Below are 10,015 nucleotides of genomic sequence, written 5' to 3' on the forward strand. Positions count from 1 at the left end.
GTCGTACGCGATCACCCGTACGGGTAACGGCGGCGGCTACGGAACGACGACCACCTTGGAGCCGATCGTCGCGAAGACCCACATCGCGTCACCGTCGGCACGCGTCATCCGCACGCCGCCCGTCTTCTTCTTCGGGTCGGGGCTGGCCATCGAGCCGTTGACCGCCGCGCTGAAACCGACGGGCACGCCACCCTCGTTGGCGAAGCGCACCACATGCTCGACCGGCACCCCGTCGGAGCCGGGCACATTGCCCGACCGTGAGGTGACCTTGTAGGAGCCGGGCTTCGGGCTGATCGTGGAGGGCATGACCTCGAAGGTCCGGCCGGCCTTGCCATTCGCGTTCACGAGCCACACCCGCCGGTCGCCGAGCGCGTACACGACGCGCATCCCCGTGCCGGAGCCGGCCGGGACCGCCAGCGGGTCCCGCGGCTTCTGGGACGCGGAGGCGCCGGGAGTCGTCGCGGAAGGGGCGGCGTTCGGCGGCTTCGACGCGGCGAGATCGTCGGGGACGTCCGCCGCCGCCTGATAGGCGAGGAATCCGACGACGGCCAGCGCGGCCGCCGTGAGCCCGGCCACGAATCCCGAGCTGCTCCGTGCCACCCTGCCCACCTCTTGGATGCGTGTGTGTTACCGAATACCTGTGCTCGTGGTGACGGTAGCACCGAGGCTCCGTTCGACGGTGCCGCCATGGCCCCCTCGCCGGAGCCGTAGGCTGTTTGCGTGCTCTTGCTCGCCATGGATACCGCCACGCCCGCCGTCACCGCCGCCCTCCACGACGGCAACTCCGTCCTCGCGGAGTCCAGCAGTGTGGACGCGCGCCGCCACGGGGAACTGCTGCTGCCCGCCGTCGACCGGGTCCTCGCAGAGGCCGGGGTGAAGCTCGATGCCGTCACCGGCATCGTGGTCGGCGTCGGCCCCGGACCGTACACGGGACTGCGGGTGGGTCTGGTCACCGCCGCGACGTTCGCCTCCGCGCTCGGCGTACCGGTGCACGGGGTCTGCACGCTGGACGGTCTCGCCCACGGGGCGGGTCTCGACACCCCCTTCGTGGTGGCGACCGACGCCCGGCGCAAGGAGGTCTACTGGGCGCGGTACGAGAACGCCCGCACCCGTACGACCGACGCGGCCGTCGACCGCCCCGCCGACATCGCCGGCCAGGTCGCGGGACTGCCCGCCGTCGGCGCGGGTGCGCTGCTGTACCCGGAGACGTTCCCGGACGCCCGCGGCCCCGAGCACGTGAGCGCCGCGTCGCTCGCCGCGCTGGCGGCCGAGAAACTGCGGGCGGGCGAGGAGTTCCTGCCGCCCCTGCCGCTGTACCTGCGCCGCCCCGACGCGCAGGTCCCGAAGAACTACAAGGTGGTCACCCCCAAGTGAGCGCCGCCCACCCTCCCCCGGAGCTTCGCCCGGGAGGTGCCCCCACCGACAGCCGTCCCTCATCGACACTGAGCGGCGGCCTTCCTGAATTGCGTGAGATGCGCTGGTGGGACCTGGAGCCGGTGCTGGAGCTCGAGAACGAGCTGTTCCCCGAGGACGCCTGGTCGCCCGGCATGTTCTGGTCCGAACTCGCGCACTCCCGGGGCCCGCAGGCCACCCGCCGCTACGTGGTGGCCGTGGACGAGGACGGCCGGATCGTCGGCTACGCGGGCCTCGCGGCCGCCGGCGGTCTCGGCGACGTACAGACCATCGCCGTCGACCGCGGCCAGTGGGGCACCGGCCTCGGCTCCCGGCTGCTGACCGACCTGCTCCAGCACGCCACCGCCTTCGAGTGCGACGAGGTGCTCCTCGAAGTGCGGGTGGACAACACCAGGGCCCAGAAGCTGTACGAGCGATTCGGCTTCGAGCCCATCGGATTCCGCCGCGGCTACTACCAGCCCGGCAACATCGACGCCCTCGTCATGCGACTGACCGTACAAGGAACAGAGACCTCTGATGGCTGACGAACCGCTCGTACTCGGTATCGAGACCTCCTGCGACGAGACCGGCGTCGGCATCGTCCGCGGCACGACCCTGCTCGCCGACGCGGTCGCCTCCAGCGTCGACGAGCACGCCCGGTTCGGCGGCGTCGTGCCCGAGATCGCCTCGCGCGCCCACCTGGAGGCGATGGTCCCGACCGTCGAACGCGCGCTGAAGGAGGCGGGCGTCAGCGCCCGCGACCTCGACGGCATCGCGGTGACGGCGGGGCCCGGCCTCGCCGGCGCGCTGCTCGTCGGCGTCTCCGCGGCGAAGTCGTACGCCTACGCCCTCGGCAAGCCGCTGTACGGGGTGAACCACCTCGCCTCCCACATCTGCGTCGACCAGCTCGAACACGGTCCGCTGCCCGAGCCGACGATGGCGCTGCTCGTCTCCGGCGGCCACTCGTCGCTGCTTCTCGCGCCCGACATCACCGCCGACGTACGGCCCATGGGCGCGACGATCGACGACGCCGCCGGCGAGGCCTTCGACAAGATCGCGCGCGTGCTGGACCTGGGCTTCCCCGGCGGTCCGGTGATCGACCGGCTGGCCAAGGAGGGCGACCCGGCGGCGATCGCCTTCCCGCGCGGCCTGAGCGGCGCCAAGGACCCGGCGTACGACTTCTCCTTCTCCGGCCTGAAGACGGCCGTGGCCCGCTGGATCGAGGCCAAGCGCGCCGCCGGCGAGGAGGTGCCGGTGCGGGACGTGGCGGCCTCCTTCCAGGAGGCGGTCGTCGACGTACTGACGCGGAAGGCCGTGCGCGCCTGCAAGGACCAGGGCGTGGACCATCTGATGATCGGCGGAGGAGTCGCCGCCAACTCGCGGCTGCGTGCCCTCGCCGAGGAGCGCTGCGAACGGGCCGGCATCCGGCTGCGCGTCCCGCGGCCGAAGCTGTGCACGGACAACGGCGCCATGGTCGCCGCCCTGGGCGCGGAGATGGTGGCCCGCAACCGGCCCGCCTCCGACCTGGACCTGTCCGCCGACTCGTCGCTGCCCGTGACGGAGACGCATGTGCCCGGCAAGCAGCGGCACGACCACGACCACGTGCACGAGGTCAGCAAGGACAACCTGTACTCATGACCGTCGTGACGATGATGTGGGAGGCCCGTGCCGTCGAGGGCCGGGGCGCGGAGCTGCTGGAGTGGGCCCGCGCCCGGGAGCTCGCACGCGAGCCGCTGCGCCGGGAGACGCTGCGGGGGAGCGGAGACCGGGTGCTCGTCATCACCTGGTGGGAGGCGCCGGGGACGGACGCCGACCTGCCGGAACTGCCCGAGCCGGCCGCTGACCTGATCACCCGCCCGGTTCACCGCTGGCGTTTCGAATCGCTCGGCTGAGATTTCTCGGAAAAACTTCGGCGAGTGTGTCGATCGGCGTCCTGCCCGTTCGACGCATGGGTGAGAGGCGGGGAACGGCCCCGTACTCACGAACCGAGGAGTTCACCATGCCGCGCTTCATTTCGCTGATCCGCATCGAGGAGAACCAGATCCCCGAGGACGAGTTCCCCGAGGGCTTCGACAAGAAGATGGGCGCCCTGCTGGAGGAGATGACGAAGGCGGGCGTCATGCTGGACACCGCCGGGCTCGTGCCCACCTCCGACGGCACCCGCGTGAACTGGTCCGGCGGCAGGATCTCCTACACCGACGGGCCCTTCACCGAGACCAAGGAGGTCGTCGGCGGCTACGCGATCGTCCAGTGCAAGGACAAGGCGGAGGCCGTCGAGTGGGCGAAGCGGTTCCTCGAGATCCACCCCGCGGAGTGGAACGTCGCCTGCGAGGTCCGCGAGATCCAGGAGGGCTGACCGCGGGCCGTGCTTGCCCGCCGTTCGCCCCGGCTGCTCTGATGGGTCGCCGTGACGGCAGCAAGTGCAGTGGAAGCGGTCTACAGGATCGAATCGGCGCGGATCATCGCCGGTGTCGCCCGCATCGTGCGGGACGTCGGCATCGCGGAGGAGCTCGCGCAGGACGCTCTGGTCGCCGCGCTGGAGCAGTGGCCGGAGTCGGGCGTCCCGGACAGACCGGGAGCCTGGCTCATGGCCACCGCCAAGCATCGCGCGATCGATCTCGTACGCCGCAAGGAGACGTACGCCCGCAAGCTGGCCGAGGTGGGGCGGGCCGCCGAGGACGTCGCGCCGCCGGTCGAGCCGGCGGATCCCGACGACATCGACGACGACCTGCTGCGGCTGATCTTCACTGCCTCCCATCCGGTGCTGTCCACCCAGGCCCGCATCGCGCTCACGCTCAAGCTCCTGGGCGGCCTGACGACCGAGGAGATCGCCCGGGCCTTCCTGACCGCCGAGTCGACCGTCGCCCAGCGCATCGTCCGCGCGAAGAGGTCACTGGCCAACGCGGGCGTCCCTTTCGAAGTGCCGTACGGCGCGGACCGCGCCGCCCGGCTCGGGTCCGTGCTCGACGTCATCTACCTGATCTTCAACGAGGGTTACTCGGCGACGGCGGGCGACGACCTGGTCCGTCCGGCGCTGTGCGAGGACGCGCTGCGGCTGTCCCGGGTGCTGGCCGGACTGATGCCCGGCGAACCCGAGGTGCACGGCCTGAACGCCCTCCTCGAACTCCAGGCCTCCCGGATCCCGGCGCGCACCGGCCCCGGTGGGGAGCCCGTACTGCTCGCCGACCAGACCCGCACCAGATGGAACCGGCTGCTCATCCGCCGGGGCGTCGAGGCGCTCCACAGGGCGGGCGGCGGCCCCTACGGCCCGTACACCCTTCAGGCCGCCATCGCCGCCTGCCACGCGCAGGCCGTGCGCTACGAGGACACGGACTGGGCGATGATCGCCGCGCTCTACGGGCAGTTGGCGGCCCTGACGCCGTCCCCGGTCGTGGAACTGAACCGTGCGGTCGCCGTCTCGATGGCGGAAGGACCGGCCGCCGGACTCGAGCTGGTCGACGCACTCGCCGATGAACCGGCCTTGAAGGACTACCACTTGCTGCCGAGCGTCCGGGGAGACCTGCTGGCCAGACTCGGGCGCGCCGAAGAGGCCAGGACGGAGTTCGAACGGGCGGCCTCCATGGCCCGCAACGCCCGCGAACGTGACCTGCTGCTGGAACGGGCGGCACGGTCCGGGCCGGAGACCGGCCGGTAACCTCGTCGCATGCCCCCACGTGCCCTCCCGCCTCGCCCCCGCCTGCCGAAATACGGGCATGGCCCGACCGGAAGGCGATGCCGGCGGACCGGGCCAGGGTTGCGCGTACGGACTGTGGCTCTCCTTCACGGTCCCGGCAGGCGCCCGCCCGGGCAAGGACACGCTGGCCGGTGTCGCCCCCGCTGATGGGCCTGGGCCTGATCCTGTGGATCACCGGCCTGATCGGCATCGCCAAGGCGGTGAGCCACTACCGCTGGGCGCTCCGCCTGGTGACCCGGCACCCGCCCCGGCGGCGGAGCGGGGCCGCGCGCACCGCTGAGCGGGCCGGTCCGGGGACCTACGGAAGGCCTCAGCGATGATGGCTCACCAGATGGGCGTGGCCGAGGTCCACGACGAGGGCGAGGGCGGCGGGCGTCACGCTGGTGTCGAATCCGAGGAAGTCTCTTCTGAAGTGCTCGCAGGCGGCACAGAGGGCGAGTGCCTCCGAAGCCTGCGCGACGAACGGCACGATCTCGCGGTCGCAGCAGGGATGCTCACCGTCGATCCGGCCCTGGAAGGCGCTCTCGAACGAGTCGTACTCTCCGTCGTACGCCCAGGTGTCGAGGTCGCGCAGCAGAGGGAACCGGGCTGCCGCCTCCCACTTGGCGAGCGGAACGTCACCGTGGCCCGCCGGCCCCTGCCGGTCCGCGAGCCGCAGCAGCGCGGCGAGCCCGGTCATGAACCCGGGCACCGTGTCATCGGTGGCGGAGGCGGCGGCCAGCCAGGTCTCTTGTGCGTCCTTCGGGCACCTTCGGAAGAAGTCCTCGTCGAAGGTCAGGGCCAGGTGGTCGAGCTGCGAGGCGAGCGGCTGCAGCGGATGCCGCCAGGCGGGGTCCCAGTGCTCGGTCCGCAGGACCCTGGCCATCCGCAGCACCTGCCACTCGAGAGGATCACCACCCTGTGCGGCGGCGAGGCCCACGAGCTGGAACAACGGCCCGCTGGTGAAGGCCCCTTCAGGGTGCAACGGCATCGTCGGACCGTCCCCGCAGTCGTGCGGCGAGCTCGGTGAGCCAGGCGCCGGGGGTGTACGGCGCGGGTGGGTCGACCTCCATGCCGAGTTCGGTGACGGCCAGCGCGTAGTCGGTCTCGTCCAAGGGCAGCGTGAGCAGGTCGTGGACCTCGCCGGTCAGTTGGGCGACCAGGCCGCTGTCAGTGGTGTCCAGATAGTCCTGGACCGCGGCGTCGTGGTCCTCGAACTCGTCCGGCATGTCCTGGGAGAACCAGCCGCCGAGGAACTGGGCGAGTTCGGGGAAGCGGGCGTGCCACTCCCAGCGGGTCCGGGGAGTGGAGGGGGGCGGGGCCTGGCCGGTGTCGACGCTCTCCTTCAACCGGTCGGCCAGGCGGACGAGCCACGCCTGGATCTCGGAGTCCGGAAGGCCGACGTCGGGTACCGGGTAGAACTCGCCGAGGCGCAGTCGGAGCCGGCCGGGCGGGTTGTCGGCGTAGGTGCGCAGTTGGTCCTCGGCGATGGGGATGGCCCAGGGGCGGGTGCGCCAGGTGTGACGGAGATAGGCGGTGAGGGGCTCGTCGTCGTCGGCCCTGTGGCCGAGGTAGGCGCGGACGACGTGGTCCAGCTCGCCGTACTTGCGGTCGTGTTCGCGTGGCTTCAGGGACAAGGGTGGGGCCTTCAGAGGTAGATCGGGAAGGTGGCGTGGACGGTGAAGCCGTGCGGGCTGGTGTCGTCGCGCTTGAGGATCACGCGGGCCGCGCGGACGTCGACCGGGTCACGGCCGGCGAGCATCATCGCCTGGAGCAGGACGCGCCCTACGGGCTCCGGGCGGGACGGCCAGGCGGCCTCGATGGTCAGCCTCTGCCGGGTCGACTGGGCCAGCCAGCGGTGGACGGCCTGCTCGTTGGCGGTCACGACCTGCTGGGTCGCCCACTGGGCGGTCTCCTGGCCGGGATAGGTGGCGGATCGGGTTCGCATGCGTGAGGGTACCTATCGCTTTTCCCACACCGGCGGGTGGTGGGTCTTCATGTGGTCGATGCAGCTCTGCGCAAGCAAGGGGAGCAATTCCTCGAAATCCACGGCGCCCGATCCGCCTCCGTGTTCCTGCGCGAAGAACCGGTCGAGGGCGTCCTCGTTCTGGAACAGGGCCAAGGCCTCGTAACACTCCGCGGCCGTGCCCGGCAGCTCCCACGGGCAACGTGGATGGATCTGGTCGATCCACATCGCGATGCCCTCTTCGATCGTTGACCCGCTCATCTCGTCCGAGATCGCCGAACCGTCCTGGCCGAAGTAGATGGACAGCTTCGGAATGAGACGCGGGAAGCGCAGACTGAGTTCCCTGGTCGTCATCGCGACCTCCCCCTTGGGCAGGGAGTTCCACTTTTCCACGTGGGCGGCGATCTCCCGCAGGACATGCGGCGTGCGCTCCACCGGGTCGGCCGTGGGCATGTTCTTCGGCACCGGAGTGCCCTCCGACAGTGCCGAGGCGAAGAGGTCGGCGGCCGTCCGCAGTTCGGCGGAGACTTCATAGAGGTTGGCTCCACCACCATCGGCGGAGTACCGCATACCTCTGATCATCGGGGCCAGTGCGGGCTCCCAGCGGTCGGCCTCGACCGGGAGCCTGTCGTGGAAGGGCGCCATGAGCTTCCTGGCACTGGACAGCCTGAAGTACTCGTACAAGCCCTGTCGCTTCTCCATGGCTAGTTCGCCTTCTCTCCCACGATCGGCATGGAGGTCATCACTACGAAGGGAGGATCGAGATCCTCGTTGTAGACGAGTTTGGACTTGACCCCGTAAGTGTCCTCGGCCTTGCTCACAGGGAAGGGATCATCCCTCATGTGCTGGCGGTCGATGCTCCTGCCGGTCTCCCCGTACGGGGTGTTGTCCACCTTCAGCTCAAGGGGCGTCGGCTTCGCGGCGGACTTCTGGTCCTCGATCCACGCCGTGATCTCCTCCGAGTGCTTGTCGATGTTGTACTGCGTGGCCCGCTGCGCCGAGTCGAGGTCCTTGAAGGACGAGGCATTCGCGGGGAAGGGCTGACCGTGCGGCCAGGCCGGCGGGGGCTGGCCCTCCACGATCGGACGAGGGCCCTTCTTCAGGTCGTCGCGGAGTCGCTGGGCCAGTTGCTCATCGGTCAGACCGACGTGCCGGGTGGCGGTGTGGGAGTTCTCCAGCCACTCCGTCGAAGCCAGATCCACCTGGTAGATGCCGAGATCGGTGTGGCCGTCGCGCGTCCAGCGGTGGCGGGGCTTGAACTCGTCCAGGGCCCTGGCTCCGAATGCCCTGGCCCTGGCCACTTCCGCCTCGAAGGTGGGGGCGCTCAGATAGGCCTCGTCGAGCTCGGCCGTCAGCGCGCGCACCTTGCCGGCCGCTTCGTGGAACGCGGCGTGACATGCCTCCACGGCCGCATCCGCCCCGGCCTTGTCCATGTGGGAACGGAACGTCATCACGATCTCGCCGAAGGCAAGGGTGGCGGTGAGCCGGGTGAGCTCCATGAGATCCAGGTCGACGGTCAGATCCTTGATGGTCGCCTTGGCGGCCTCCGCTCCCAGCCGGCTCGTCGTCTCCCGGCACTTGTCCGCGGCGTCGGCGGCATCGTGGAAGGCCTTGTGGAGCTCGTCCCCGGTCTTCGCAAGGACCTCGATGATGGGCCGCCGGGCCGACGGTGAGTCCTTCGGGTTCGTCTTCCAGTCACGGGCCCCGGGGGTGTCCCTGGGTACTTCCTTGGCATCCGTGCCACGGGTCCTGCCCCAGGCCGTCGTACCCCAGATGGTCTGGCAGAAGGAGTTCATGGCGGCCTGCCATTCGCTGTTGCCGCCGTCGGTGATGTAGGCGATGCAGTCCGCGAATCCCTTCGCATGCTCCTTCGCCGCCTTGCCCACCGTCTGCCAGGCGTCACCGATGGCGCGAAGCTCGTCGGTCTGGGCGCCGGGCGTGATCTCCACGGTCTTGCCCAGCCTCAGGCCGTGCTCGAAAGCCTCCTTGAAGGTGTCGGCCAGCCAGTCCGGGCCGTTGCCGGCCCACGCCAGAATGGGACCGGAGTCGTCCCCGGTCCCCGTCCATTTGATGGAGGAGACGTCGTCGTAGGTCGTCTTTCCCACGCAGACCGGTGGGCTTTGCAACGGCGGCATCTCGAAGGAGTGGCGTTGGTTCGCCTGCCGCGAGGCCCAGTCCGCCCTCTGGTAGTTGTTCGCGGTCTCGGTGAGACCGATGACGACGCCCTCGATGCTCTGGAGAGCACGGGCCCAGACCTGGAGGAAACGCTTGGCGACATCCTTGTACGCGTCGGCGAAGGCATCCGCTCCATGGCCCTTGCCCGCGACCTGCGTCTGGCTCCACCCGCCGACCGATCCGAGAAGTCCCGTCGCGGACTTGTGGAACTCGAACTGCTCGTTGCTGACGAGCCCGGACGCGTAGTAGACGTGCCCCGGCCTGATGTCGAAGGTCCCGTTGGCGTTCGGAGGCTCGGTGGGCTTGAGCTTCTCGACGTTCTTCTTGCGTTCCCGTTCCGCCGAACCCGTGTCGTGACGTGAGATGTCGACGCCGTGCGGATCCTTCAACGAACCCGGCGACGGCTCAGGGGTGGGAGAGGCACCGCCCGAGGGCGGCGTCTTCGGTGACCCCGTGTCCTCGTGGGTACCGGTGGGAGACGGGGCAGGGGTGGGCGTGCCCATCAGGCGGCTCCCCAGCCGCGCAGGACCGCGCGGTGTGCCTCCGCGTAGTTGGCGTGGCCGGTGGTGACGACCTCGTGCAGCCATGCCTGGGCGGCCTGGAGGTCCTGCATCTGCTTGTCCCACTGGTCGAGTTCTTCCACGAACGCGTCGCGGGCGTCGCCCTTCCAGGTGAGGACGACCTTCTCGGTGCGGGTGTAGAGGTCTTCCAGGCGCAGGTTGAGCTGCTTGAGGATGTCCTCGAGTTCGCCGGCGGCTTCGCGCAGGGTGCTGAAGCTGACGCCGATGTAGTCGTCTGCCATGTGTGGT

14 protein-coding genes are annotated in these 10,015 nt (G+C 70.0%); 7 read left to right on the forward strand and 7 right to left on the reverse strand.

What is annotated here, in order from left to right; genetic code table 11:
* Positions 1-36: 36 nt before the first annotated feature.
* Positions 37-576, reverse strand: a complete 540-nt coding sequence (locus tag ACTMTU_RS25490; RefSeq protein WP_441265789.1) for a hypothetical protein — start codon at positions 574-576, stop codon at positions 37-39.
* A gap of 144 nt (positions 577-720) precedes the next feature.
* On the opposite strand from ACTMTU_RS25490, the gene tsaB reads away from it, so the two are divergent.
* From tsaB to ACTMTU_RS25525, 7 genes are all read left to right on the forward strand, one after another.
* Complete coding sequence (gene tsaB, locus ACTMTU_RS25495; protein ID WP_441265770.1) at positions 721-1,374, forward strand: tRNA (adenosine(37)-N6)-threonylcarbamoyltransferase complex dimerization subunit type 1 TsaB; 654 nt, start codon at positions 721-723, stop codon at positions 1,372-1,374.
* Positions 1,375-1,472: 98 nt separating this feature from the next.
* Positions 1,473-1,937, forward strand: coding sequence for a ribosomal protein S18-alanine N-acetyltransferase (gene rimI, locus ACTMTU_RS25500; RefSeq protein ID WP_441265771.1), 465 nt, complete (start codon positions 1,473-1,475; stop codon positions 1,935-1,937).
* On the forward strand, positions 1,930-3,030 hold the full coding sequence (tsaD, locus tag ACTMTU_RS25505; protein WP_441265772.1) for a tRNA (adenosine(37)-N6)-threonylcarbamoyltransferase complex transferase subunit TsaD: 1,101 nt from the start codon (positions 1,930-1,932) through the stop codon (positions 3,028-3,030). The genes rimI and tsaD overlap by 8 nt, the downstream gene beginning before the upstream one ends.
* A complete protein-coding gene (locus ACTMTU_RS25510; protein ID WP_441265773.1) occupies positions 3,027-3,284 on the forward strand; it encodes a hypothetical protein in 258 nt (85 codons plus the stop codon). The genes tsaD and ACTMTU_RS25510 overlap by 4 nt, the downstream gene beginning before the upstream one ends.
* A 107-nt stretch (positions 3,285-3,391) precedes the next feature.
* The gene (locus tag ACTMTU_RS25515) at positions 3,392-3,748 is read left to right on the forward strand and encodes a YciI family protein (RefSeq protein WP_441265774.1); all 357 of its coding nucleotides are present in this window, start codon (positions 3,392-3,394) and stop codon (positions 3,746-3,748) included.
* 51 nt (positions 3,749-3,799) lie between these two features.
* On the forward strand, positions 3,800-5,047 hold the full coding sequence (locus ACTMTU_RS25520) for an RNA polymerase sigma factor (protein WP_441265775.1): 1,248 nt from the start codon (positions 3,800-3,802) through the stop codon (positions 5,045-5,047).
* A 170-nt stretch (positions 5,048-5,217) separates the two neighbouring features.
* Entirely contained in the window at positions 5,218-5,406 is a 189-nt protein-coding gene (locus ACTMTU_RS25525) for a hypothetical protein (protein ID WP_441265776.1), read from the forward strand.
* Here ACTMTU_RS25525 and ACTMTU_RS25530 read toward each other — a convergent pair.
* Genes ACTMTU_RS25530 through ACTMTU_RS25555 form a run of 6 tightly spaced genes read right to left on the reverse strand, consistent with a single transcriptional unit; the run spans position 5,397 to position 10,008 of the window.
* Positions 5,397-6,056 carry a hypothetical protein gene (locus tag ACTMTU_RS25530; protein ID WP_441265777.1) on the reverse strand — a complete coding sequence of 220 codons (660 nt, stop codon included), beginning with the start codon at positions 6,054-6,056 and terminating at the stop codon, positions 5,397-5,399. The genes ACTMTU_RS25525 and ACTMTU_RS25530 overlap by 10 nt on opposite strands.
* Entirely contained in the window at positions 6,040-6,702 is a 663-nt protein-coding gene (locus tag ACTMTU_RS25535) for a contact-dependent growth inhibition system immunity protein (protein WP_441265778.1), read from the reverse strand. The genes ACTMTU_RS25530 and ACTMTU_RS25535 overlap by 17 nt, the downstream gene beginning before the upstream one ends.
* 11 nt (positions 6,703-6,713) lie before the next feature.
* The gene (locus ACTMTU_RS25540) at positions 6,714-7,013 is read right to left on the reverse strand and encodes an RNase A-like domain-containing protein (protein ID WP_441265779.1); all 300 of its coding nucleotides are present in this window, start codon (positions 7,011-7,013) and stop codon (positions 6,714-6,716) included.
* Between the two features lie 12 nt (positions 7,014-7,025).
* A complete protein-coding gene (locus ACTMTU_RS25545) occupies positions 7,026-7,733 on the reverse strand; it encodes a hypothetical protein (protein WP_441265780.1) in 708 nt (235 codons plus the stop codon).
* Positions 7,734-7,735: 2 nt separating this feature from the next.
* A complete protein-coding gene (locus ACTMTU_RS25550; protein ID WP_441265781.1) occupies positions 7,736-9,709 on the reverse strand; it encodes an RNase A-like domain-containing protein in 1,974 nt (657 codons plus the stop codon).
* Positions 9,709-10,008 (reverse strand): WXG100 family type VII secretion target, encoded by a 300-nt coding sequence (locus ACTMTU_RS25555; protein WP_441265790.1) that lies wholly within the window; start codon positions 10,006-10,008, stop codon positions 9,709-9,711. Before ACTMTU_RS25555 ends, ACTMTU_RS25550 begins: the two co-directional genes overlap by 1 nt.
* Between the last annotated feature and the right edge of the window lie 7 nt (positions 10,009-10,015).

This window comes from Streptomyces sp. OZ13 (assembly GCF_052068155.1).
GTDB lineage: Bacteria > Actinomycetota > Actinomycetes > Streptomycetales > Streptomycetaceae > Streptomyces.

What these genes read in the sequence shown, in the direction of transcription:
- rimI (WP_441265771.1), top strand. Translation starts at nt 1,473, where the DNA reads ATGCGCTGGTGGGACCTGGAGCCGGTGCTGGAGCTCGAGAACGAGCTG.
- tsaD (WP_441265772.1), top strand. Translation starts at nt 1,930, where the DNA reads ATGGCTGACGAACCGCTCGTACTCGGTATCGAGACCTCCTGCGACGAG.
- ACTMTU_RS25510 (WP_441265773.1), top strand. Translation starts at nt 3,027, where the DNA reads ATGACCGTCGTGACGATGATGTGGGAGGCCCGTGCCGTCGAGGGCCGG.
- ACTMTU_RS25515 (WP_441265774.1), top strand. Translation starts at nt 3,392, where the DNA reads ATGCCGCGCTTCATTTCGCTGATCCGCATCGAGGAGAACCAGATCCCC.
- ACTMTU_RS25530 (WP_441265777.1), bottom strand. Translation starts at nt 6,056, where the DNA reads ATGCCGTTGCACCCTGAAGGGGCCTTCACCAGCGGGCCGTTGTTCCAG.
- ACTMTU_RS25540 (WP_441265779.1), bottom strand. Translation starts at nt 7,013, where the DNA reads ATGCGAACCCGATCCGCCACCTATCCCGGCCAGGAGACCGCCCAGTGG.
- ACTMTU_RS25545 (WP_441265780.1), bottom strand. Translation starts at nt 7,733, where the DNA reads ATGGAGAAGCGACAGGGCTTGTACGAGTACTTCAGGCTGTCCAGTGCC.
- ACTMTU_RS25550 (WP_441265781.1), bottom strand. Translation starts at nt 9,709, where the DNA reads ATGGGCACGCCCACCCCTGCCCCGTCTCCCACCGGTACCCACGAGGAC.
- ACTMTU_RS25555 (WP_441265790.1), bottom strand. Translation starts at nt 10,008, where the DNA reads ATGGCAGACGACTACATCGGCGTCAGCTTCAGCACCCTGCGCGAAGCC.